Source organism: Cupriavidus sp. DB3 (genome assembly GCF_020418465.1).
Lineage (GTDB): Bacteria > Pseudomonadota > Gammaproteobacteria > Burkholderiales > Burkholderiaceae > Cupriavidus > Cupriavidus cauae.
The window spans coordinates 1,230,302-1,254,393 of the sequence record NZ_JAIZPL010000001.1 but is presented as its reverse complement, the minus strand read 5'-3'; the positions used below and the strand labels follow the sequence as shown (position 1 = coordinate 1,254,393).

The window sequence follows — 24,092 nt, the reverse complement described above, 5'->3', positions numbered from 1 at the left end:
GCGGTCGGGCTGCACCGCCGCTGTTGCGCTTCACTCGCGGAGCGTCGTTGCATGGCGTCGGCGCGTGAAGCGTTGATGCCATGCGAATGGCATGCCAGCGTGGCGGATGTTTCGCAAAGGCTTTGCGTTCAACGGTTTGCGTAACCGGTTCGTAACTGTTGAAACAAGCACTGCGCAAAGCCTCCGCCGGCCGGTGTAAGAACTACATGCCGGGGCCGCCCTTGTGGCGGGTACCCGCCGTGCTCATCGCGGCGCGATGCAGCAGCGGCACCGGCACCGGTTTCACCCGCCAGATCCGCTCGCAGTACTCGCGAATCGCACGATCGGACGAAAAACGGCCCGAGCGCGCGCACGACAGCACCGACATCCGCTGCCAGCGCGCCTGGTCGGTGAACGCCACCGACACATCCTGCTGGCAATGCAGGTAGGAGGCGAAGTCGGCCAGCAACATATAGGGATCGTGTTGCAGCAGCCCGCCGAAGATCGGCTGGAACACCGACGGATCGCCGCGCGAGAAGAAGCCCTGGCCGATCAGGTCGATCACGGCGCGCAGCTCGGCATGGCTCTCGTAGCATGCGGCGGGCCGGTAGCCGGCGGCCTTCAGCGCGTAGACCTCGGCGGCCGACAGGCCGAACGGGAAGAAGTGGTCGGGGCCGATCGCTTCGCGCAGCTCGATATTAGCGCCGTCCATCGTGCCGATGGTGATCGCGCCGTTCATCGCGAACTTCATGTTGCCGGTGCCCGAGGCCTCCTTGCCGGCCAGCGAGATCTGCTCGGACAGGTCGGCGGCCGGATAGATCTTCTGCCCATAGGTCACATTGAAGTTGGGCAGGAACACAACCTTGAGCCGGTCGCGCACCTGCGGATCGCGGTTGATGACGTCGCCCACCGACGTGATCAGCCGGATCATCAGCTTGGCGTAGTGGTAGCCCGGGGCGGCCTTGCCGGCGAACAAGAAGGTGCGCGGCACGATGTCGGCGTTCGGGTCGGACTTGATCCGGTGGTACAGCGCCACGATGTGCAGCACCGCCAGATGCTGGCGCTTGTATTCGTGGATGCGCTTGACCATCACGTCGAACATCGACGACGGGTCGATCACCACGCCGGTGGTCTCGCGCACCAGCCGCGCGAGGTCTTCCTTGTTCTCGCGCCGCGCCGCCTGCCACCGGTCGCGAAAGCCCGTGTCGTCGGCGTAGGGCTCCAGTTCGCGCAGCCTGTCGAGGTCGCCGATCCAGCCGTCGCCGATCGACTCGCACACCAGCCGCGACAGCCGCGGATTGGACAGCGCCAGCCAGCGCCGCGGCGTGACGCCGTTGGTGATGCTGGTGAACTTCTCCGGCCACATGGCGTAGAAGTCCTTCAGCACGTCCTCGCGCATCAGCCGCGAATGCAGCTCGGCGACACCATTGATGGTATGGCTGCCGACGCAGGCAAGATGCGCCATCCGGACATGGCGCTGGCCGCGCTCGTCGATCAGCGACAGGCGCGACAGCTGCGACTCGTCGCCGAAGAAGCGGATGCGCACCTCATGCAGGAAGCGCGCGTTGATCTCGTAGATGATTTCCAGATGGCGCGGCAGCGTGCGCTGGAAGAGCGGCAGCGGCCACATCTCGAGCGCTTCCGGCAGCAGCGTGTGGTTGGTGTAGGCGAAGGCCTGCCGGGTGATCTGCCAGGCCTCGTCCCATGCCACGCCATGCTCGTCGACCAGCAGCCGCATCAGTTCGGCGATGCCGATGGCCGGATGGGTGTCGTTGAGCTGGACGGCGAACTTCTCGTGGAAGCGCGTGACAGGAATGCCGTGCGCGTCGAGCAGCCGCAGCATGTCCTGCAGCGAACACGACACGAAGAAATACTGCTGCTCGAGCCGCAGCTCCTTGCCTTGCTCGGTTTCGTCATTCGGGTAGAGCACCTTGGTCAGGTTCTCGGAGGTCACCTTCTTGCTGACCGCGCCCAGGTAGTCGCCGCGATTGAACACGCCGAAGTCGAAGGCCTCGGTCGCCTCCGCCCGCCATAGCCGCAATGTGTTGACCGTGTTGACCTGATAGCCGAGGATCGGCGAATCGAACGGCACCCCGACCACCGTCTTGGCCGGCACCCAGCGCACCCGGTAGTGGCCGCGGTCGTCGGTGTAGTGCTCGGTCTGGCCGCCCAGCTTGACCTGCACCGCCCATTCGGAGCGCTGGATTTCCCACGGATTGCCATGGCGCAGCCAGGTATCGGTGCTCTCGACCTGCATGCCGTCGATGATCGACTGGTGGAAGATGCCGTACTCGTAGCGGATGCCGTAGCCGAGCGCCGGGATCTGCATGGTCGCCAGCGAATCGAGGAAGCACGCGGCCAGCCGGCCCAGGCCCCCGTTGCCCAGCCCGGGCTCCAGCTCCTGCGCCAGCACCGTGTCGAGGTCCAGGCCGAGCTCGGCCATGGTCTCCTTGACCTCGTCGAAGATGCCCAGGTTGACCAGGTTGTTGCCCAGGTGCGGACCGAGCAGGAATTCGGCCGACAGGTAGGCGACCGTGCGCGAGGGCTGGCCCAGATACGTTTCCGCGGTACTGATCCAGCGCTGCACCAGCCGGTCGCGCACCGTATGGGCAAGTGCCTGATACAGATCGTTGGGACTGGCAAGGCCGGGCAGCTTGCCCTGCGTGTAGAAGACATGGTCGAGGAAGGCGCGGCGGATGGTCGCGCCCGACATCGCGGTGCGGGTGTCCTCGTGGCTGTCGGCGGGCATGGTTTCGGCGAGCTGGGCCCGGGCGGCTTGCGACATGGCGGTCCTCCGGTTGGGAAAACCGGAGGGAGTTGCAAGAGACGTACCTTGCCCCGGGTAAGCGGGTTTTGCTGGCCCGGACGGGTAGGGCGCCGGGCAGTTCTTGCCAATTATTGGTGAGTTTGTAGAAAACGGTTAGGAAGATCGGGGGCTTGGTTCGCGCCCATGTCGTCCCATTCCTACAAACGATTGCGCGCGCGGCGGGATGCATCGGGCGCCGCCCCGGACTAATGTCGGAATGCCATCCCGAGGAACGGCGCGACACGGCGCAAAGAGCGGCGCTGCAACGGCGCCAGAACGGCGCGGCCACGGCGCCGGACGGGAAGGGTGGAGACGGGAGCCACGATGCGCGCTTCGACGCCGGCCGCTGAGAGCGTGACAGCAGGGACGACAGCAGGAACCACCGCAGCGACCACGGCAGCGACCGCGGCAGCGGCGGCGCGCGAGACATTGCCGCCCGGCGTTCGCTATGTCAACGACACCGGGCCCGGCATCACGCGGCGCCTGGTGCGCGGCCGCTTCGCCTATTTCGCGCCGGACGGCACCCGCATCCGCGATCGCGACACCATCGCCCGCATCGACGCGCTGGCGATTCCCCCCGCTTACCAGGACGTCTGGATCTGCCCCGACCCCCGCGGCCATATCCAGGCCCCCGGCCGCGACGCCCGCGGCCGCAAGCAGTACCGCTACCACCCCGCCTGGATCGCGCTGCGCGACGAGAACAAGTACGACCGCCTGCTCGCGTTCGGCCGTGCGCTGCCCCGGCTGCGGCGGCGCGCCCGGCGCGACCTGCAGCGCAATGGCATTCCGCGCGAGAAGGTGCTGGCCGCCGTGCTGCTGCTGCTCGACGCCACGCTGGTGCGGGTCGGCAGCCGCCGCTACGCGCGCCAGAACCGCACCTATGGCCTGACCACGCTGCGCCGCCGCCACGTGCAGGTGCGCGGCAGCCGGCTGCGCTTCCTGTTCACCGGCAAGAGCGGCGTCGAGCATGACGTCACGCTGCAGGACCGCCAGCTTGCGCGGCTGGTGCGCACCTGCGCGGACCTGCCGGGCCAGCATCTGTTCAAGTACCGCGACGAGGACGGCGAGCTTCGCGAGGTCGGCTCGGACGATGTCAACGCGTACCTGCGCGAGGTGGCCGGCGAGGACTTCACCGCCAAGGACTTCCGCACCTGGGCCGGCAGCGTGCATGCGCTGGCCGAACTGCGCAAGGCGCCGGCGGCGGAAACCGAGGCCGCCCGCAAGCGCGCGGTGGCGGCCACCATCAAGGTCGTGGCCCGGCGCCTGCGCAATACCGTGGCGGTATGCCGGCAGTGCTATGTCCACCCGACCGTGGTCGACGCCTATATGAACGACAAGATGGCGGCCTGCGGGCAGTGCCGCCGCGCGGTGAGGGCGCTGAGCATGGACGAGACCCGGCTGCTGGCGTTGCTCGAAGGGCAGAGCGCGGCGGCTGGCCGCGGCTAGTGCCGCTGGCGAGGCAGTGCGGCTGGCATGGGTGAGGCGGCTGGGGCTGCTGGGGCAGCTGGCCCGCGGGGCCGGCTGGTGCAGCCTGTGCAACTGGTGCGGCGAGCGCGGGGAGGGCGGTGTCCCGCGGTTCAGCTGTGTTCGAGCAGCTCGTCGATGGTGCGGATCAGCGCTTCCGGCGCGCACGGCTTGCGGCAGTAGCGCACGTTCGGATTCGGCACCTCGGGCATGGTCTGGATGCTGGAGAAAACGACAATCGGTGTACGACTTAGCGACGCATCGCCCAGCAGCAGATGGCACAGCAGCGCGCCGTCGCCGCGCGGCATCACCCAGTCGGTGACCACCACCGAGGGGTGCAGCCGCTGGGCCGCATCGAAGCCGGCCAGTCCATCTTCGGCCAACTCGACGCTAAATCCCGCGCGGCTCAGGGCGCTGGCCACTGCATGGGCCACGGCGGGATCGTCGTCGACGACAAGTACGGTTCGCACGGTAATACCTTGTGTTGGCAGATCGCGATCGTTCCGACCTTGCCATGCAAGCGGCGCGCCAGGGGCGGGCGGCGTGGCCCCGCGCCAAGACGGTATGGCGGTATGACGTTATGACGGTATGGCGTCCGGCGCCCAGCCGTCCGGGCGTGAGGTCGCGAGGGCGCGAGAGCGCGAGGGCGGGAGGGCGCGAAGGCGTGCGGACGTGCGGACGTGCGGTGTCGTTCGGCCGCTCAACCCTTGGGCGCACGGCCCGAGCGCAGTGCCTCGATGCGCCGCTGGACTCCGGTCTGGCTGAACAGCGCCTGCACATCGAAGCGCAGCCGGCGCTGCCAGTTCGGATGGCCGCTGGTGGTGCCCGGCAGGTTGGGCTGCTCGACATCGGCCAGCAGGTCCTCGACCGGCACCAGCCGCAACGGCGTGCGCGCGCGCGACAGCCAGGCCAGGATCGTCGCCACCGGCGCACGGTCGGGGTCGGGCGCCTCGCCCCTGGCCAGTCCCGCTTCGCACAGCGCCTGCCACAGCGCCTGCCGGTCGCGGGCGCGCTCGGCGCGGGCGCCGGCCTCGGTCACGTCGGGGCCGAGCTGGTCCAGACGGGCGCGCCAGGTGATGTCCTGCCCCGCCCACCAGCCGGCGATGGTCGGCAGATCGTGCGTGGTCGACGTCGCGATCGCGTTGGGCGGCCAGCGCTCGGGCGGCACGAAGGGCGCCGGGGCCTCCGGCGCGGGCGTCGCGGTGTGTTCCGCCGGTTGCGGTACGGGTTTGCCGCCCGTGTCGTCGGGCGCGCGGCCGCTCGCATTGCTGTTCATCGCGCCGGTCTCTTCGCTGGTAGAGCGTGCGGCGGACTTGCGGCCGGAACTACCCGCCGTCTCGTCCTTGCCTTCGCTGTCCGGCTGCGCCCGCTCGAACCACAGCACATCGATGCCCAGCATGCCGCGCTCGGCCAGCGTGGTGTTGAAGGTGGCCGGCACCGTGCCCAGGTTCTCCCCGATGATGATCGCGCGATGGCGCCACGATTCGAGCGCGATCAGCCGCAGCAGGTCGTCCATCGGGTAGCGCAGATAGGCGCCCGATTGCGGCGGCACGCCTTCCGGCACCAGCCAGACGCGCGCCAGCCCGAGCGCATGGTCGATGCGCAGCCCGCCGACATGGGCAAGGTTCGCGCGCAGCATCTCGATGAAGGCCGTGTAGCCGTGCCGGCGCAGCCCGCGCGGCGAAAACACCGTGATGCCCCAGCTCTGCCCCAGCGGGTTGTACACATCGGGCGGGGCGCCGGCGGAGAAGCCCTGCAGCATCTCGTTCTGCCGGGTCCAGGCATGGCTGCCGGTGGGGTCGGTGCCGACCGCCAGGTCGCCGATCAGTCCGATCGCCATGCCGGCATCGCGGGCGCTGCGCTGCGCCGCGCGCAGGCCGTCCTCGGCCATCCATTGCAGGAACACGTGATAGCCGATCTCGTCGGGGAAGGCGCTGGCGAAGGCCGTCAGCGCCGCGTCCTGCGGCGAACGGTGCGTGACCGGCCAGCGGCGCCAGTCCCCGGCCACCTGCATCTCGGCGCGCGTCCCCGCCTCGGCCACGTGCTGGGCCTGCAGGGCCTCGAAGGCGGCGTGCGCCAGCAGCGGCGTGCCGCCCTTGCTGCGGAACAGCGCCAGATCGTCGGCGGCGTCGGCGGGCAGCAGCTGGTCCCGGTGGTCCCACAGCCAGCGCGTGATCTTCAGCCGCGCCTGGGCCACCGCCGGCCAGTCGATCTCGGCCTTCGCTTCGAGCGTCTGCATGAGCCCGCCCAGCTGCAGCGCCGAGATGGCGCGCGCCACCGCGGCGTGGCCGAATACCGGCGCCGGGTCGGCATACAGCACGTTCAGGAACAGCCGGCTGGACGGCGAGTAGGGGCTGTAGCGTTCGGGAAAGGCCGCGAAGCCGGCGTGCAGCGGGCTGATGGCGACCGCGTCGGCGCCTTCGCGTGCGGCCGCCTCGGCGAACATCGCCAGCGCGCTCAGGTCGCCCATGCCGGCCGGCGCGCCGCGGCGCAGGCCGTAGACCTGCACCGACGGGCCCCAGGGCTTGCGCCGCATCCGCTCCTGCTCGGACAGGCCAATGCCGCGCAGCGCGTCCTGCACGCCGAAACAGCGCGGCGGCGCGACCGCGACCTTCACCTCGACATCGCCCATCAGCAGGCGATGGTAGCCGGCGCTCTGCACCGCCGGCACGATCAGCGCGCCGCGGGCATCGCGGCGGGCGACGCCGGTCTGCACGCTGCCGTCCTCCAGTTCGAGCCGGAACGGCTGCTCCTGCCGGGTATGCGCCAGCGGCACGCGGATCGGCTTGCCCTGGTCGGCGGTCAGCAGCGGTGCCAACGCCGTGGCGGCGTCGTCGGCCAGCATCCGGGCGCGGGAGGCCTCGCACTGGCCGATGGTCTTGCACGGCAGGCCCAGCCGTTCGAGCACGATGCGCAGCGATTCCTCCGGGACCACGCGATCGCGCCCCTGGGCATCCTGCCAATACACCAGCAGGCCGGCACGCTCGGCGAGCAGGTGCAGCGATGCTAGCGCGGCATCGGGATTGGCTTGGCGCGGCATGGTGGGGCTCCTTTGTGGCTGACTGGTCGGGATGGCGACGTTGGCGGACGATGGCGGACGGTGGCCGGTGATCGGGGCGCTGAATCGGTAGCCGCACCGGGCGCCGAATCGGGTTGCCGAACGAGGCCGTCCGTTACGACGGCCCCGACGGCGCCAGCGTGGCGGCCAGCAGCACCGCGGCGTGCGGCGCGACCGGCTGGACCGGATGATCGAGCGGCGCTTCCGGCAATTCCGGCCGGGCGCTGTCGAACAGGCGGGACCAGATCAGCGCCGGCGGCGGCAGCCGGTATTCGACCGCCTCGGTGCCGGCATTCAGCAGCAGTACCGTCACGTGGACCTGCCCATCGGCGTCGCGTCTGGCGCGCCTGAGCGCCAGCGTCCGTTCCTCGGGATTGGACCACTGTTCGGGCGTCAGCGGTTCGCCATCGACGCCGAACCAGCCGATATCGTGAAGACCTGGTGCGAATTCCTGACGACCGTGGAGAAACTGCCGCTCCGCATAGGCGGGCAGCCGCGCCCGCAGGCCCAGCAGCCGGCGCACGCATTCGACCATGCCGCGCCCGGTGGGCGTCTGCGCGTCGTCCCAGTTCAGCCACGACAGTTCGTTGTCCTGGCAGTAGGCGTTGTTGTTGCCCTGCTGCGAGCGCAGCCATTCGTCGCCGGCGGTCAGCATCGGCGTGCCCTGCGACAGCAGCAGCGTGGCCATCATCGCGCGCGCGACCTGGCCGCGGGTGGCGAGGATCGCGGGATCGTCGGTCGGGCCTTCCACCGACCCGTCGGGGCTCCAGTTGGCGCTGGCGTTGTCGTCGGTGCCGTCGCGGTTGTCCTCGCCGTTGGCCTCGTTGTGCTTGGCGGCGTAGCTGACCAGGTCGGCCAGCGTGAAGCCGTCATGCGCGGTGACGAAGTTGATCGAGGCCCAGGGCTTGCGGTGGCGCCGGTCGAACAGGTCGGCCGAGCCGGTCAGCCGCGCGGCCAGCTCGCCGCGCTGGCCGGGGTCGCCGCGCCAGAAGCGCCGCACCGTGTCGCGGAACTTGTCGTTCCATTCTGCGAAGCCCGGTGGATGGTTGCCGACCTGATAGCCGCCCGGGCCCAGGTCCCATGGCTCCGAGATCAGCTTGACGCGCGACAGCACCGGGTCCTGCAGCACCGCGTCGAAGAAGCCCGCGCCCGGATCGAAGCCGTTGCCCTCGCGCCCGAGCGTGCTGCCCAGGTCGAAGCGGAAGCCGTCGACGTGGTAGCACTGGACCCAGTAGCGCAGCGAATCGAGCACCATCTGCAGCACGCGCGGATGCGACAGGTTCAGCGTGTTGCCGCAGCCGGTGTCGTTGATGTAGTGGCGCTCGTCGCCCGGCACCAGCCGGTAGTAGCTGGCGTTGTCGAGTCCGCGCCACGACAGCGTCGGGCCCAGCTCGTTGCCTTCGCAGGTGTGGTTGTAGACCACGTCGAGAATCACCTCGATGCCGGCCGCGTGCAGCCGGCGGATCGCGACCTTGACCTCGTTGAGCTCGCCGCCGCTGAGGTAGGCCGGCTCGGGCGCGTAGTAGCTCAGCGTGCTGTAGCCCCAGTAGTTGCGCAGTCCGCGCTGGACCAGGAAACGGTCCTGCAGGAAGGCGTGGATCGGCAGCAGCTCGATGGTAGTCACGCCGAGGTGATGCAGATGGTCGACATAGCGCGGGTCGGACAGCGCGGCGAAGGTGCCGCGCTGATGCGGCAGCAGGTCGTCGCGCCGCATCGACAGCCCGCGCAGATGCGCCTCGTAGATGACGGTGCGCTCCCACGGCACCGCCGGCGGGCGGTCGTCGCCCCAATGGAAGCTCTCGTCGACGACGATGGCCTTGGGCATCATCGGCGCGCTGTCGCGCCGGTCCGGCGTCAGGTCGGCGCGCGGGCTCTGCAGCCGGTAGCCGAACAGCGCATCGGCCCAGCGCAGCGGGCCGGTCAGCTTGCGCGCATAGGGGTCCAGCAGCAGCTTGGCGGGATTGAAGCGATGGCCGTGGTGCGGCTCGTACGGGCCGTGCACGCGATAGCCGTACACCGTGCCGAGCGAGGCGTGGGGCAGATAGCCGTGCCAGACCTCGTCGGTGCACTCGGGCATCGTCAGCCGCGCCAGCTCCTTGCGGCCGTTGCGCGAGAACAGGCACAGCTCGACCCTGGTGGCATTGGCCGAGAACACCGCGAAGTTGATCCCGAGGCCGTCCCAATGGGCGCCGAGCGGGTAGGGTTTGCCGGGAAGGAGCGTGCTGGCGATCGGGGAACGCGACAAGCAGGACCCTCCTAGTCGGGCAGATGGCGCAGCAGCAGCATCGCCAGCGGCGGCAGCGTCAGCGACAGCGAGGCGGGCAGCCCGTGCGAGGGCACGGCTTCCGCGAACAGCTCGCCGCCGTTGCCGACATTGCTGCCGCCATAGCACGCGGCATCGGTATTGATGATCTCCTGCCAGCGTCCGGCACGTGGCACGCCGAGCCGGTAGCCCGGCCGCGGCACCGGCGTCATGTTGATCACCGCCAGCACCACGTCGTCGCTGTCGGGCGCGGCGCGGCGCAGATAGGCAAACACGCTGTTATGGCTGTCGTCGCCGATCACCCAGCTGAAGCCGCCGGGATGGTGGTCGCAGGCGTGCAGCGCGGGCAGCTCGCGATAGGCGCGGTTCAGGTCGCGGACCAGCATCTGCATGCCGCGATGGTCGGGATGATCCAGCAGCGCCCAGTCGAGCTCGCTCTCGTGATTCCATTCGTGCCATTGCGCCAGCTCGCCGCCCATGAACAGCAGCTTCTTGCCGGGGTGGGTCCACATGAAGCCGAAATACGCGCGCAGGTTCGCCAGCTTCTGCCAGTGGTCGCCCGGCGCCTTGCCGATCAGCGAGCCCTTGCCGTGCACGACCTCGTCGTGCGACAGCGGCAGCACGAAGGCCTCGGACCATGCGTAGACCATGCCGAAGGTCATGTCCTGGTGGTGCCAGGCGCGGTGCACCGGATCGTGCGACAGATAGCGCAGCGTGTCGTGCATCCAGCCCATGTTCCACTTGAAGGTGAAGCCCAGTCCGCCGCTGTCGACGGGCGCGGTCACGCCCGGCCAGGCGGTCGATTCCTCGGCGATCGTCATCGCGCCGTGGCAGCGTTCGCGCACCACCGTATTGAGCTCGCGCAGGAACGACACCGCCTCCAGGTTCTCCCGGCCGCCGAAGCGGTTCGGCACCCACTGCCCGGCCTTGCGGCTGTAGTCGCGGTACAGCATCGAGGCGACCGCGTCGACGCGCAGCCCGTCGATATGGAACTCGCGCAACCAGTGCAGCGCGCTTGCCAGCAGGAAGCCGCGCACCTCGTTGCGGCCGAGGTTGTAGATCAGCGTGTTCCAGTCCTGGTGGAAGCCCTCGCGCGGGTCCTGGTGCTCGTACAGCGCGGTGCCGTCGAACTCGGCCAGCCCGTGCGGATCGGTCGGGAAGTGCGCCGGCACCCAGTCGAGGATCACGCCGATGCCGGCCTCGTGGCAGCGGTCGACGAAGGCGGCGAAGGCCTGCGGCGGCCCGAAGCGCGCGGTCGGCGCGAACAGCGACAGCGGCTGGTAGCCCCACGAGCCGCCGAACGGATGCTCGGTGATCGGCAGCAGCTCGATATGGGTAAAGCCGAGGTCGCGTACATAGGGGATCAGGCGCTCGCCCAGGATCTCCCAGCCGCGCGCGGGATCATTGACCTCGCGCAGCCACGAGCCGGCATGCACCTCGTAGACCGACATCGGCGTGGAATACGGGTCCTGGCTGGAGCGGCGGCTCATCCAGGCCTGGTCGGTCCAGCCGAACGGCGGCGCCGACACGCCGGCCTGCGTCACCACCGAAGCGGTGCCCGGCGGCAGCTCGGTGGCGAGCGCCAGCGGGTCGGCCTTGTCGGGCAGCGGGTGGCCGTGCGCGTCGCTGAGGTCGTACTTGTAGCGGCTGCCGGGCTGCACACCGAGCCCGGCCGGCACGAACAGCTCCCACACGCCGACGCCGTAGCGCAGCCGCATCGGATGGCGCGCCGGATGCCAGCCGTTGAAGTCGCCGATCACCGAGACGCGGCTGGCGTTGGGCGCCCACACCGCGAAGCGCACGCCCTCGATGCCGTCGACCATCATCCATTGCGCGCCCAGGCAGCGGCCCAGTTCGAAATGCCGGCCCTCGCCGATCAGGTGCAGGTCCAGCTCGCCGAGCAGCAGGTCGAACGAATACGGGTCGGCGCTCAACTGGCGGGTGCCGTCGGGCCAGGTGATATCGAGCCGGTAGTCGCGCCGGCCCAGCTTGTCCGGCAGCGTGCCGGCGAAGATGCCGCCGGCGTGGATGCACTGCATCGGCCCGATGGTATTGCCCAGGGTGTCGGCCAGCGCGACCGACTGCGCGCCGGGCAGGCAGGCGCGCACCACCGTACGGTCGCCTTCGCGGTGCGGCCCGAGCAGCGAGAACGGGTCGGCGTGGCGCGCATCGAGCAGCGCCTCGTATTGCACGGCGGCGTGTTCGGCGTGCCCGGAGTGTCCGTGCGGGCCCCGCGTCGACGCGGGGCCGGAGGAAGTCATGGTGGCCATGGTTGCGTCTCAGACGTGTGGGGCGGGGGGCGGCGAGGCCGGCGGTGCCGCGGCGGTGCCGCCGGGCATGCCCGTCAGCGTGCGGATCAGCCGAGCGAGGCCGTGCACCGGCAGGTCGATCCAGGTCACCCGGTTGTCGGCCTCGTACTTGACCTCGTAGGCGGCGCGCTCGAGCAGGAACAGGTCGAGCAGCGGCTGCAGCTGTGCCGCGCTGGCCCACGGGTGCAGCGCGGTGTCGGCCACCTCGCGGTAGCCGCCGAGGAAGGCGTCGGTCGCGGTCTGGCGGAAGCGCTCCAGCAGGCCTTCGCGCCGCTCGGCCTGCGCCGGTGGCAGCGCCGAATGGGTGCGCTCGCTGCGATCGGTGCCGACCGTGGCCGCGGCATAGTCGAACGAGCGCAGGATGCCCGCGACATCGCGCAGCGGCGAGGTCTTGCGGCGCCGGTAGGCCAGCGGCAGGCCGGGTTCGCCCTCGAAGTCGATGATGTAGGTGTCGTTCTGCGCGATCAGCACCTGGCCCAGATGCAGGTCGCCGTGAATGCGCGTCTGCAGGCTGCCCGGCGCCGCCGCGGCGAGCGAGGCGACCAGCTCGGGCAGCCGCTCGCGGCTGTCGAGCACCGCCTGCACGTCCGCGCGGTAGCGCTCGCCGATCGCGCCCTGCGGCGGCTGGCCGGCGCCGGCGCTCATCAGCTGCAGCGCGGTGTCCAGCGCGGCCATCGCGTCATCGGTCCACTCGCGCACCTGCGCGTCGCCGGCCGGCACGGGCGTGAAGGCCTCGTCCTCGCTCGGCCGCGCCAGCACCGCGTGCAGCTCGGCCAGGCGCCGGCCCAGCGTCGCCGCCATGGCGGCAAAGCCGTGCATCGCCTCGGTGAACTCGTCGTCGCCGTTCTCGTTCTCCATCGGCAGCGCGTCGTCGATGGCGCGGCCGATGTAGTCGAGCGTCCAGTTCCAGCCGTCGCCCTGGTTCAGGATGTAGCCCTGCAGCAGCATCAGCGTGTGTGGAGTGCCGTCCGCGCCGGTGCGCACCACTTCGCCGAGCAGTGCGGCCGCATTGGCGTAGCCCTGTTCGGTCAGGTAGCGCGTCATCTCGCCTTCCGGATGGATGCCGCCGGAGACGCGCCGCACCAGCTTGAGCACCGCCGAGTTGTTGAACGACAGCGAGCTGTTCGATTGCTCGGCGGACATCCACTGGATCGGATCGTCCTCCAGCGCCAGCGCCGCCAGTCCCGGTCCGCCGCGGAAGTGGATCTGCCCGCGCGGCGTGGCGATCTCGGTGCCGGCGCGCAGGGCCTTGACGACCTCCCGCGCGAAGCGCTCGACCACGAAGCCGTCAGTGGCCAGCCCGACGCGGCTGCCGCGGCGCACGCGCGCCATCGCCAGACCGTGCGCCAGTTGGGGGACGCTGGCGCCGGGCGCGTCGTGGTCCCACAGCACGCTGACGGGCAGTTGATAGCACTCGCTTCGTCCCTGCAGTGCGACCTCGACCTCGGACAGATACATCGCCTCGCCGGGCGCGGCGGCGCCGAACGGTACCGCGTAGGCGATCGTGACGCCCTGGATCTTCTCGCTCTTGGCGCCGAACCAGCGGCGCCGCGCGATGTAGTCCGGCAGCACCTCGTTGGACAGGATGCGACGCGACGCTTCGGTCAAGTCGGCTTGCGCGGTGTTTTGCATGATCAGCGTGATCAGCTCGGGCATCTGCTGCGGAGCGTCGACGTGCCAGGACGGCGGCTGCGCCTCGGTGGATAGCACGAACCAGTAGAAGCCATAGGGCGGCAGCGTCAGCAGATAGGTCAACTGGCCGATTGCCGGGAACGGGGTCGCGCCGAGCATCTCGACCGGCACCCGGCCCTCGAACTCGGACAGGTCCAGTTCGACCGCCTGCGGCGCGCGCGACAGATTGGCCACGCAAAGAATGTGCTCACCCTCGTATTCGCGCAGATAGGCGAGGATTTTCCGGTTGCCGGGGAACAGGAAGCGGAAGCTGCCGCGGCCGAAGGCGCGGTGCTGGCGCCGCAGCGCCAGCATGCGGCGCATCCAGTTCAGCAGCGAATGGGTATCGCGCGACTGCGCCTCGACATTGACCGCCTCGTAGCCGTACAGCGGGCCCTGCAGCGGCGGCAGCACCAGCCTTTCCGGATCGGCATGCGAAAAGCCGCCGTTGCGGTCGGGCGACCACTGCATCGGCGTGCGCACGCCGTCGCGGTCGCCCAGATGGATGTTGTCGCCCATGCCGATCTCGTCGCCGTAGTAGATCACCGGCGTGCCGGGCATCGAGAACAGCAGGCTGTTCATCAGCTCGATGCGGCGGCGGTCGCGCTCCATCAGCGGCGCCAGCCGGCGGCGGATGCCCAGGTTGATGCGGGCGCGGCGGTCCGAGGCATAGACCTCCCACAGATAGTCGCGCTCGCTGCTGGTCACCATCTCCAGCGTCAGCTCGTCATGGTTGCGCAGGAAGATCGCCCACTGGCAGTTCGGCGGAATTTCCGGCGTCTGGCGGATGATGTCGGTGATCGGGAAGCGGTCTTCCCGTGCGATCGCCATGTACATGCGCGGCATCAGCGGGAAGTGGAACGCCATGTGGCATTCGTCGCCGTGCGCGGGCCGCTCGCCTGTGGCGGGCGTGCCGCCGAAGTACTGCTGCGCGTCCTCGGGCCACATATTGGCCTCGGCCAGCAGCAGCCTGCCCTGGTAGTGGTCGTCCAGATGCTTGCGGATCTGGCGGATCACCGCATGGGTCTCGGGCAGGTTCTCGTTGCTGGTGCCCTCGCGCTCGACCAGATACGGCACGGCGTCGAGCCGCAGCCCGTCGATGCCCATGTCGAGCCAGAACCGCATCACCGACAGCACGTCGCGCAGCACCAGCGGATTGTCGAAGTTCAGGTCCGGCTGGTGCGAATAGAAGCGGTGCCAGAAGTACGCCCCGGCCACCGGGTCCCAGCTCCAGTTCGACTTCTCGGTATCGCAGAAGATGATGCGCGTGCCGCTGTAGGCCTGGTCGGTGTCGGACCAGACGTAGTAGTTGCGCGCAGCCGAGCCCGGCTTGGCGTGGCGTGCGCGCTGGAACCACGGATGCTGGTCGGAGGTGTGGTTGATCACCAGCTCGGTGATCACGCGCAGCCCCCGCGCATGCGCGGCGGCGATGAAACGGCGCACTTCGGCCAGCGTGCCGTATTCCGGATGGACGTTGCGGTAGTCCGCGATGTCGTAGCCGTCGTCGCGTCGCGGCGAGGGATAGAAGGGCAGCAGCCAGATCGTGTCGACGCCGAGGCTGACCAGATAGTCGAGCTTGGCCAGCAGCCCGGCGAAGTCGCCGACGCCGTCGCCATTGGCGTCGTAGAACGATTTGAGGTGCAGCTGGTAGATGACCGCGTCCTTGTACCAGAGCGGATCGGCGTTGAGCAGCGCGGTGCTGCCGCGCTCGGAGAGGCGCTTCATGCAGACTCCTCGCGTCGTGGCTTGACGTGCCACAGGGCGAACGGCAGCGCGTGCGGATCGAGCCGGATGCGCTGATGCTTGCCCTGCCACTGGAAGCGGTGGCCGTGCATCAGATCCTCGGCGGCCAGCGCGCCGTGATCGGGCAGGCCCCATTCCCACAGCGGCAGTTCGATATCGGCCTCGCGCACCGTGCGCGGGTCCAGGTTGATCGCCACCAGCAGCACGTCGTCGCCGAAGGCCGCGTCCGCATCGTGCGAAGTGGGGACGTAACGCGCGAAGTACAGCACCGCATCGTCGCTCGCATGCAGGAAGCGCAGGCCCAGGTGGTTCTGCAGCGCCGGATGGCTGGCGCGGATCTGGTTCAGCCGCGTGATTTCGGCAACGATATTGCCGGGCCGGTTCCAGTCCCAGGCGCGCAGCTGGTACTTCTCCGAATCGAGATACTCCTCCTTGGTCACGCCGTTGACCACCAGCGGCGTGCCCTCGCACAGCTCGAAGCCGTTGTACATGCCCCAGAGCCCGGACAGCAGCGTTGCCAGCGCGGCGCGGATCAGGAAGCCCGGCCGTCCCGAGTCGTGCAGGAAGTAGGGATTGATGTCCGGCGTGTTGACGAAGAAGTGGGGGCGGAAGTATTCGCGCAGCGGCGTGCGCGTCAGCTCCGTCATGTACTCGATCAGCTCGCGCTTGTGGTTGCGCCAGGTGAAGTAGGTGTACGACTGGCTGAAGCCCAGCTTGGCCAGCCGCGCCATCATCTTGGGCCGCGTGAAGGCCTCGGCCAGGAAGATGGTGTCGGGATGGCGCTCGCGCACGTTGGCGATCATCCATTCCCAGAACGGCAGCGGCTTGGTGTGCGGGTTGTCGACGCGGAAGATGCGCACGCCCTCGTTGACCCAGAACATCACGACGTCGCGCAGCGCGATCCACAGCGCGGGCGCGGCGCCGCCCTTGGCGTAGAAGTCGACGTTGACGATGTCCTCGTACTTCTTCGGCGGATTTTCCGCATAGCGCAGCGAGCCGTCGGGCCGGTGCGCGAACCATTCGGGATGCTCGCGCAGCCAGGGATGGTCGGGCGAACACTGGATCGCGAAATCGAGCGCCAGCTCCAGCCCCGCCGCGGCGCTGGCCGCGCGCAGCCGGCGGAAATCCTCGATGGTGCCCAGCTGCGGGTGGATCGCGTCGTGGCCGCCCTCGGCCGAGCCGATCGCATACGGGCTGCCCGGATCGTCGGGCGCGGCGCGCAGGCTGTTGTTGCGGCCCTTGCGGTTGGCACGGCCGATCGGATGGATCGGCGGGAAATACAGCACGTCGAAGCCCATCGCGCGGATCGCCGGCAGCCGTTCGATCACGTCGTCGAAGGTGCCGTGGCGCTCGGCGTCGCCGCTCTGCGAGCGCGGAAACAGTTCGTACCAGCTGGCAAAGCGCGCCGCCAGCCGGTCGGCCTCGACCGGCATCGCGACGGGGTGGCGCGTGGAGAAGTGGCGCGGATCGGCCGCCTGCATCAGCGTGCGGGTGTGCGGCGACAGCAGGATCTCGAGCCGGCGCAGGTCGTCCTTCGCCGCGGCCTCGAGCTCGGCTACCACCTCTCGCAGCGCGCGCGATGCCTCGCGCTCGCCGGTCCGCCCGTGCCGCAGCGTATTGGCGACCAGGCGCGCGCCTTCCTCGATTTCCAGCGTCACGTCGACGCCGGCCTGCTTCTTCTTGGTGACCTCGTCGCACCAGGTGGCGAAGGCATCGTGCCACGCCTCCACGGTGAATTCGTGCCGGCCCAGCGCGGTCAGCGCGAAGCTGCCGACCCAGCGGTCGTTGACGGTCGGCACCATCGGCGCCTCGTGCCAGCTTTCCTCGCCGGGACCGCGCCACAGCACCACGGCGGCGAGCTTGTCGTGGCCGTCCATCCAGATATCGGCGCTGACTTCCACCCGCTCGCCGGTTACGCGGCGCACCGCGAAGCGGCCGTTGTCGCAGGCCGGCGCGACGTTCTCGATGGCGATGCGCGGCGCCTGCACGGCCGCGGCGACGCTGCGTTCGAGCGCGGCGCGCACCGAGGTGCCGAAGCGCTTGCCCTCGCGCCGGGCCGGCTCGGCCAGCGCCGCCGACGGGGCGGCATGGAACAACTGCACGCCTGCCGGGGCCAGCGTGATGTTGTCCAGCGCATCGAGCAGCGTGCCGGGCTCGACGCCACCGCCAGGTCCGCCATCGGCCGCCAGCAGGGTGCCCGCACCATGCGGCAGCGCGCTGAGGATGCGGTCGGCGCCGAGGCTGGCCGGCTGCTGCAAATCGGGATTGATGACGATGGCCAGTGGCAGCGGCGCGCCGGCGGCGGGCATCGGCAGCCGCGCCAGCGCGACCAGCGCGCCATCGGCGCCGCTCAGCTGGCGCACCGCCAGCGCCGGGGCCGGACCGCGCGCGGCGATCCAGGCGTTGGCATGGATCAGCTCGTGCGACAGGTCGTAGCTGAGTTCAGGATCCGCGTCGCCATCGCGGCCGCCGTGCCGGTCGCGGGATTGCTCGGCGGCTTGGCCGCGGCCTTGATCGCGGGCCTGATCGCGAGGCGGGTCGTCGTCGCAGTCGCCGCCGCCGCATTCGAAGCCGGCGGGCACCAGGATGCCGTCGCCAAGCGCTGCCGCGGTCCACAGCGCGCGCCGCGCCGCCAGCGCGTCGAGGCCGCGCGCCTGCATCGCGGGCGCGGCCAGCACCGCGCCGAAGGGACGCAGCCGGGCGATTTCCTCGGCCAGCCAGGGGCTGCGGTAGTCCCACCACGGCAGCGAGCAGAAGGCGCCGTCAAAGCCTGCACCGGAGCCGCCGCCAGAGCCGCCGCCGGCCAGATCGGCCAGTTGCGCCGGGCTGGTACCGGGCGTCCAGGCCAGCATCAGCGGCGGACGGCGCGCCTCGCCGTGCTTGCCGCCTGCGCCCGCACCCTTCAAAGCCGCGATCAGCTTGCCCCAGTGCCGCCCCGCCACGCGGGCCGGCGCGCGGCACACATAGCCGGCGATATCTAGCTCGGCCAATCCCTGCAGCCGTTCGGTCCACCACGAGACCAGCGCCGCGGCAACGCCTTCGTCGTGCCAGCGCAGGCGCGCCCCGGGCAGATGGTTGTCGGTGTCGCGCGGATCGGGCATCGCGCCGTCGTGCCGCCAGCCCGGATCGATCGGCGCCGCGCCGTCGGGATAGCGGTCCAGCGCCAGCTCCAGCAGGCAGCCCAGCCCTTGGGCCCGGCAGTGGGCGGCCATCGCGGCCAGCGTCTCGGGCGGGGTATGCAGTGGAGAGGCGCCTGCCAGCAGCACATGATCGAAGCCGAGCGCCTTGGCCCGGGCCAGGGCCCCGAGGGTGCCGTCATTGGCCTGGTGGACAAAGTTCGGATCGATCTGGCAGATGCGCACGGATGGGCTCGCCGAAAGAGGACAGTCCGGGCACTGATGCGAAGCGCGTGCCAATATACCGCCGCGTCGGACAAGCACCGACGCGCCCGCGGAGCCTGCCTTGCCCCGCAAGGCATGGCGCGCGATTGCGGCAGGAACGCCGCTTGCCGAAATGACAAGCACCGAAATGTGGCCTGTAAAAACTACAGTGCCGCGCTGGCAGAAAGTATCCGAAGCGGTGCCGCGCGATCCGGCTCAGGCGGCCGGCCGTCCCGCGCCGGGATTGCGAGCACTGCGCCGCCGGCGGGTAGTGCCGGCCGGGCGCAGTGCGGCCGCAACGGGGCGGCTGCCGTCTCCATCCGCGGCGTGCCGGCTTTCGTCTCGGTCTCCGTCTCGATCGGCGGCGGCCAAGGCCGGCGCGGCGCGCGTGGCGGCGGCGGCCGGCAGCGCGGTGCGGGAAGGCGCGGGCGTGGCGCATTCCGCGCTGCGGCGGCACACCAGCACGCAGCCATGGCCGGGCTGACGGCAGTAATCGCGATGCAGCACGGCGGCCACGATGGCCGGATGGCAGTCCAGCAGGCCCGGATAGGTCTCCAGCGCCCACGGCCACGACAGGCCGTCGTCATGCAGCACCAGCAGCGCATGCGGCGGCCAGCCGGCCTGGGCCTGCGCCAGCGGTCCGCGCACCATCGCGCCGCCGTCGACGAGGGCCCCCCTGTGGCGCAGCAACGGCTGTACCGAGACGGTGGCGGCGCCATCGACCGCATCGGCTCCCGGGGTGCCGGGTTCCACCACGCAGGCGCAGAAGCGGCCTGCGCCCGCTACGCGCACGTGGCCCGCATGCGCTTCGATCTGGGCGGCCGCCAGCGCCATGTCGCCGCCCCCGGGCAGCGTGGCGCGGACGCGGTCGATCTGCTGCATCTGCGCGCCGAAGCCCTGCAGCGCGGCGACCCGGCGCGCCGCTTCGGCGCCGCGTCCCAGGCCCAGCACCACGGTCGACAGCCCTCGTGCCGAATGGATGTTGAGTCCGCCCGGCGCGGCATCGCCGTCGGCCGGCGCCCACACCACGCCCACCGCCACGGCCGGCAGAGACACCGGGCCGGGGCGATCGGCCGGGGACAGCGTCATGCGAATCACCGAGCCGGCGGGGCTGTCGTAGCGGTCCAGCGCGGTCACCAGTTCATACAGCTCGGCCAGCCTGCCGGCCACGCGGGTGCGTCCGTGACTGCCATCCCCGCCGCGCAGGGCATCGGGCCGATCGGACCCATCGGGCGTATCGGACGCATCGGAGGTATCGGACACATCGGACACATCGGACGCTTTGGCGGAACGGGGCAGGTCGACGGCCAGGATCTCGACCTGCGGCGCGGCGGCCCCCGTTACCTCCTCCTGCAGCGGCCGCAGATGCAGCACGCCGCCGCCGGCGTGATCCAGCATGCCGGTGGCCGCCGCGACCGCCGCGCGGCCGAGCCGCTCGGTGGCGATTTCGCCGAAGCCGCAGCGCACCGCCAGTTCGGTGGCTGCGTCATGCGCGTTCGCGAGATCGCCGGTCGCGTTGATGGCGATACGAGTCTGCATGGCCGTGTGCCGGGGCGATCAGGCCTGGCCGGCGCGGGCTTCGCTGCCCTGCGCGGTGCGTTTGCCCAGCTCGGCGAACAGCGCGACGATCTCCTGGTTGAACGCGGGGATATCGTCCGGCTTGCGGCTGCTGACCCAGTTGCCGTCGCGCACGACCTCGCGGTCCACCCATTCGCCGCCCGCGTTGCGGATATCGTCGGCCAGCGAGGGCCAGCTGGTCAGCGTGCGGCCCTTGACCAGCCCCGCGGATACCAGCAGCCACGGGCCATGGCAGATCACCGCGATCGGCTTGCCGTCGTCCTGCATCTTCTTGACGAAGCGCTGCGCGGCAGGGTCCATGCGCAGCGCATCGGCGTTCATGGTGCCGCCGGGCAGCACCACGCCGTCGAAGTCGTCGGGATGGGCGTCGGCCAGCGTCGCCTGCACGCCGAAGCGGTCGGCCTTCTTGTCGTGCTGGGCGCCCTGCACCTCGCCATCGTGCGGGGCGACGATCACGGTTTCGGCGCCGGCCTGCTGCAAGGCCTGGCGCGGGCCGGTCAGTTCGACCTGCTCGAACAGGTCGGTGACGAGGAAGGCGATGCGCTTGCCCGTCAGGGGATGATTGGCGTCGGGGGACGTATTGCGGTTCATCTTGCGGTCCTCGTTGCACAGGGAAGTTGCTACGTCGATGCGTCGATGCGAACGCGTCGATACGGAAGCGGACCGGCACGACCTTGTAGCTTTTGCGGCAGGCGGTAAAAAAAGCGCTCGCCGCCGCGCCGCGGGTCTTGCGGGAAGGCGGCGTCCGTGTCCACTTCGGTCCATAGCGGCAAGAAGCGTGCCCCCGCAATTTGGCGCCGCGCCGCGTCGGCCTAAGCCCGATGGGCCGGCGGCGGCCGCTGGCATACCATCGTTGTATCGATGTGCCTGCCGATGGACCCATCGGCCACGCCATCGCAGCCGGAGTCCGCCTTCCATGGACCTTGTCGTAGCGCGGCCCGAGGGCCTGTACTGCCCGCCGGGCGACTTCCATATCGACCCGTGGCGCCCCGTCGCGCGGGCCGTCATCACGCACGCCCATTCCGACCATGCGCGCGCCGGCAGCGGCCGCTATCTGTGCGCGGCGCCGGGGCGCGGCGTGCTGCTGTCGCGCCTGCCCGATATCCATCTGGACAGCCTCGACTATGGCGAGGCCGTGGTGCACAACGGCGTTCGCATCAGCCTGCATCCGGCCGGACACGTGCTGGGCTCGGCCCAGGTCCGGCTCGAATACGGCGGCCAGGTGTGGGTCGCATCGGGCGACTACAAGCTCGCGCACGACGGCACCTGCGCACCGTTCGAGCCGGTTCGCTGCGATACCTTCATCACCGAGAGCACGTTCGGCCTGCCGATCTATCGCTGGCAGTCGCAGGCCGAGCTGATGGCGCAGATCCTGTCGTGGTGGCGCGCCAATGCCGAACAGGGGCGGGCCAGCGTGCTGTACTGCTACGCCTTCGGCAAGGCGCAGCGCATCCTGCATGGGCTGATGACGCAGGCCGGCGAAGCGGGGCTGCCGGGGCCGATCGTCGAGCATGGCGCGATGACGGCGCTGAACCGGGCCTATGCGGCGGCCGGCGTGGCGTTGCCGGCGACGGTGCATGCCTCCGAGTTGCCGCCGCGCAGTCCGTTGCTGCGCCAGGCGCTGGTGATCGCGCCGCCGTCGGCGCAGCGCTCGCCGTGGCTGCGCCGCTTCGGCGATGCCTCGCAGGCCTTCGCCAGCGGATGGATGCGCATTCGCGGCACGCGCCGGCGGCGCGGCGTCGATCGCGGTTTCGTGATCTCCGATCATGCCGACTGGCCCGGCCTGCATGCGGCGATCGAGGCGACCGGGGCCGAGCGCGTGTTCGTCACCCATGGCTATGTGCACGCGATGGTGCGCTATCTGTGCGAGCGCGGGCTGCAGGCGCAGGGCTTCGAGACGCAGTACGGCGACGAGGAAGACCACGACCGCGACGAGCCGGACAGCGAGGCCTTGGCAGAGGCGGATGCGCAGGCCGACGCCAAGACCGACGCCGCTGCCTCGGCCCCCGTCGCGGCCGCGGCAGGGCCGGCCGATGACAAGGCCGGCCCGGCCATCCCCTCCGCCATCGACCCGCGGGACGCATCATGAAGGCCTTCGCCGAGCTGTACGCCGCGCTCGACGCCACCACCTCGAACAACGCGAAGCTGGCGGCGCTGCGCGCCTACCTGCAGGCCGCGCCGCCGGCCGATGCCGCCTGGGCGGTCTATTTCCTCGCCGGCGGCAAGCCCCGCCAGATGGTGCCGGTGGCGATGCTGCGCACGCTGGCCGAGCAGGCGGCGCGGCTGCCGACCTGGCTGTTCGAGGAGAGCTACCAGGCCGTCGGCGACCTGGCCGAGACCATCGCCTTGCTGCTGCCCGAGTCCGAGCATGCCGACGACGCGGGCCTGGCGGAGTGGGTCGAACAGCGGCTGCTGCCATTGCGTGGCCTGCCGCCCGACGTCCTGCTGCCCAGGCTCGATGCACTATGGCGGCCGCTCGACGCGCAGGCGCGGCTGGTGCTGTTCAAGCTGATCACCGGCGCCTTCCGCGTCGGCGTTTCGCGGCTGCTGGTCACCCGCGCGCTCGGCGAGGTGGCCGGCATCGATCCGAAGCGCGTGGCCGAACGGATGGTCGGCTATACCGATATCTCGGCGCGGCCCGATGCCGAGCACTATCTGGCGCTGATCGCCCCCGACGGTGGCGGCGAGCACGGCGAGGGCACCGGCGATGGGACCAACGTGCCGCGCAGCCGAGGCGGGCAGCCGTATCCGTTCTTTCTGGCCCATCCGCTGCAGGCGCCGCTGGAACAGTTCGACGCGGTGCTGGGTCCGGTCTCGCAATGGCAGGTCGAATGGAAGTGGGACGGCATCCGCGCACAGATCGTGCGGCGCGATGGCCAGACCTGGATCTGGTCGCGCGGCGAGGACCTGATCACCGAGCGCTTCCCCGAACTGGCCGAGGCCGCCGCGCCGTTGCCGGACGGCACCGTGATCGACGGCGAGATCGTGGTCTGGCGCGACGAGCGGGTGCAGCCGTTCGCCTTGCTGCAGCAGCGCATCGGCCGCAAGAACCTGGGCGCGAAGCTGCTGCGCGACGCGCCGGCGGTGCTGCTCGCCTACGACCTGCTCGAATGGCAGGGCGAGGACTGGCGCCGGCGGGCGCAGGGCGAGCGCCGCATCGCGCTCGAGAGCGTGCTCGCCGTGCATCGGCATCCGGCGCTGCGGGCGAGTCCCCTGGTGCAGGCGGACGACTGGCCAGGGTACGCGGTGCTGCGCGAATCGTCGCGCGAGCTCGGCGTCGAGGGCTTCATGCTGAAGGCGCTCGATGCCGCCTACGGCGCGGGCCGGACCAAGGATGTCGGCGTCTGGTGGAAATGGAAGATCGATCCGTACGCGGTCGATGCGGTGCTGATCTACGCGCAGCGCGGCCACGGCCGTCGCGCCAGCCTGTACACCGACTTCACCTTCGCGGTATGGAGCGCGCCCCCGGGCACCGAGGGCCGGGTGCTGGTGCCGTTCGCCAAGGCCTACTCGGGCCTGACCGACCAGGAGATGCGGCAGGTCGATGCGATCGTGCGGCGGACCACCATCGAGACCTTCGGGCCGGTGCGCAGCGTCGAGCCGACCCAGGTGTTCGAGCTCGGCTTCGAGGGCATCGCCCGCAGCAGCCGCCACAAGAGCGGCATCGCGGTGCGCTTTCCGCGCATGCTGCGCTGGCGTACCGACAAGACGATCGAGGAGGCCGACACGCTGCAGACGCTGCAGGGCATGCTGCCCTCCGCAGAGCGCGGCGAACGCGCAGAACGTGCCGAACGTGCCGAACGTGCCGAGCGTGCCGAGCGTGATGAACGCGATCAGCGAG

General features: G+C 70.3%; 11 protein-coding genes and 1 pseudogene. 3 read left to right on the top strand and 9 right to left on the bottom strand.

The annotated features are described in order from the left end of the window. Window positions 1-202 precede the first annotated feature (202 nt). Window positions 203-2,728, bottom strand: a complete 2,526-nt coding sequence (locus K7G19_RS05410; RefSeq protein ID WP_150082532.1) for a glycogen/starch/alpha-glucan phosphorylase — start codon at window positions 2,726-2,728, stop codon at window positions 203-205. A 381-nt stretch (window positions 2,729-3,109) separates the two neighbouring features. Here K7G19_RS05410 and K7G19_RS05405 point away from each other — a divergent pair, with 381 nt between their 5' ends. After that, a complete protein-coding gene (locus tag K7G19_RS05405; RefSeq protein ID WP_370639486.1) occupies window positions 3,110-4,231 on the top strand; it encodes a DNA topoisomerase IB in 1,122 nt (373 codons plus the stop codon). Between the two features lie 131 nt (window positions 4,232-4,362). Here K7G19_RS05405 and K7G19_RS05400 read toward each other — a convergent pair whose 3' ends face one another. The 8 genes from K7G19_RS05400 to K7G19_RS05365 all read right to left on the bottom strand — a co-directional run bounded on the left by K7G19_RS05400 (window position 4,363) and on the right by K7G19_RS05365 (window position 20,842). After that, entirely contained in the window at window positions 4,363-4,719 is a 357-nt protein-coding gene (locus K7G19_RS05400; protein WP_187829073.1) for a response regulator, read from the bottom strand. A gap of 230 nt (window positions 4,720-4,949) precedes the next feature. Next, window positions 4,950-7,289 carry a 4-alpha-glucanotransferase gene (malQ, locus tag K7G19_RS05395; RefSeq protein WP_226106179.1) on the bottom strand — a complete coding sequence of 780 codons (2,340 nt, stop codon included), beginning with the start codon at window positions 7,287-7,289 and terminating at the stop codon, window positions 4,950-4,952. 133 nt (window positions 7,290-7,422) lie between these two features. After that, window positions 7,423-9,552: a glycogen debranching protein GlgX gene (glgX, locus tag K7G19_RS05390; protein ID WP_226106178.1), complete on the bottom strand. Its 2,130-nt coding sequence runs from the start codon at window positions 9,550-9,552 to the stop codon at window positions 7,423-7,425. 11 nt (window positions 9,553-9,563) lie between these two features. After that, window positions 9,564-11,840: a 1,4-alpha-glucan branching protein GlgB gene (gene glgB / locus K7G19_RS05385; RefSeq protein WP_226106177.1), complete on the bottom strand. Its 2,277-nt coding sequence runs from the start codon at window positions 11,838-11,840 to the stop codon at window positions 9,564-9,566. Between the two features lie 9 nt (window positions 11,841-11,849). Next, entirely contained in the window at window positions 11,850-15,275 is a 3,426-nt protein-coding gene (gene treS, locus K7G19_RS05380; protein WP_226106176.1) for a maltose alpha-D-glucosyltransferase, read from the bottom strand. Then, a complete protein-coding gene (locus K7G19_RS05375) occupies window positions 15,272-18,655 on the bottom strand; it encodes an alpha-1,4-glucan--maltose-1-phosphate maltosyltransferase (protein ID WP_226106175.1) in 3,384 nt (1,127 codons plus the stop codon). The genes treS and K7G19_RS05375 overlap by 4 nt, the downstream gene beginning before the upstream one ends. Before the next feature lie 234 nt (window positions 18,656-18,889). Then, window positions 18,890-20,212, bottom strand: coding sequence for an anti-sigma regulatory factor (locus K7G19_RS05370; RefSeq protein ID WP_149316294.1), 1,323 nt, complete (start codon window positions 20,210-20,212; stop codon window positions 18,890-18,892). 18 nt (window positions 20,213-20,230) lie between these two features. Next, a complete protein-coding gene (locus tag K7G19_RS05365) occupies window positions 20,231-20,842 on the bottom strand; it encodes a type 1 glutamine amidotransferase domain-containing protein (RefSeq protein WP_149316293.1) in 612 nt (203 codons plus the stop codon). A gap of 325 nt (window positions 20,843-21,167) precedes the next feature. Here K7G19_RS05365 and K7G19_RS05360 point away from each other — a divergent pair, with 325 nt between their 5' ends. Together K7G19_RS05360 and K7G19_RS05355 are read left to right on the top strand one after the other, a co-directional pair. Then, window positions 21,168-22,340 carry a ligase-associated DNA damage response exonuclease gene (locus K7G19_RS05360; protein ID WP_226106173.1) on the top strand — a complete coding sequence of 391 codons (1,173 nt, stop codon included), beginning with the start codon at window positions 21,168-21,170 and terminating at the stop codon, window positions 22,338-22,340. Beyond that, window positions 22,337-24,010, top strand: a pseudogene (locus tag K7G19_RS05355) (ATP-dependent DNA ligase); the annotation flags it as partial. The gene K7G19_RS05360 and the pseudogene K7G19_RS05355, both read left to right, overlap by 4 nt. Between the last annotated feature and the right edge of the window lie 82 nt (window positions 24,011-24,092).

Bases quoted from the DNA above. Each gene is read 5' to 3' on its own strand.
- K7G19_RS05410 (WP_150082532.1), bottom strand. From the start codon at position 2,728: ATGCCCGCCGACAGCCACGAGGACACCCGCACCGCGATGTCGGGCGCG.
- K7G19_RS05405 (WP_370639486.1), top strand. From the start codon at position 3,110: ATGCGCGCTTCGACGCCGGCCGCTGAGAGCGTGACAGCAGGGACGACA.
- malQ (WP_226106179.1), bottom strand. From the start codon at position 7,289: ATGCCGCGCCAAGCCAATCCCGATGCCGCGCTAGCATCGCTGCACCTG.
- glgB (WP_226106177.1), bottom strand. From the start codon at position 11,840: ATGGCCACCATGACTTCCTCCGGCCCCGCGTCGACGCGGGGCCCGCAC.
- treS (WP_226106176.1), bottom strand. From the start codon at position 15,275: ATGAAGCGCCTCTCCGAGCGCGGCAGCACCGCGCTGCTCAACGCCGAT.
- K7G19_RS05370 (WP_149316294.1), bottom strand. From the start codon at position 20,212: ATGCAGACTCGTATCGCCATCAACGCGACCGGCGATCTCGCGAACGCG.
- K7G19_RS05365 (WP_149316293.1), bottom strand. From the start codon at position 20,842: ATGAACCGCAATACGTCCCCCGACGCCAATCATCCCCTGACGGGCAAG.
- K7G19_RS05360 (WP_226106173.1), top strand. From the start codon at position 21,168: ATGGACCTTGTCGTAGCGCGGCCCGAGGGCCTGTACTGCCCGCCGGGC.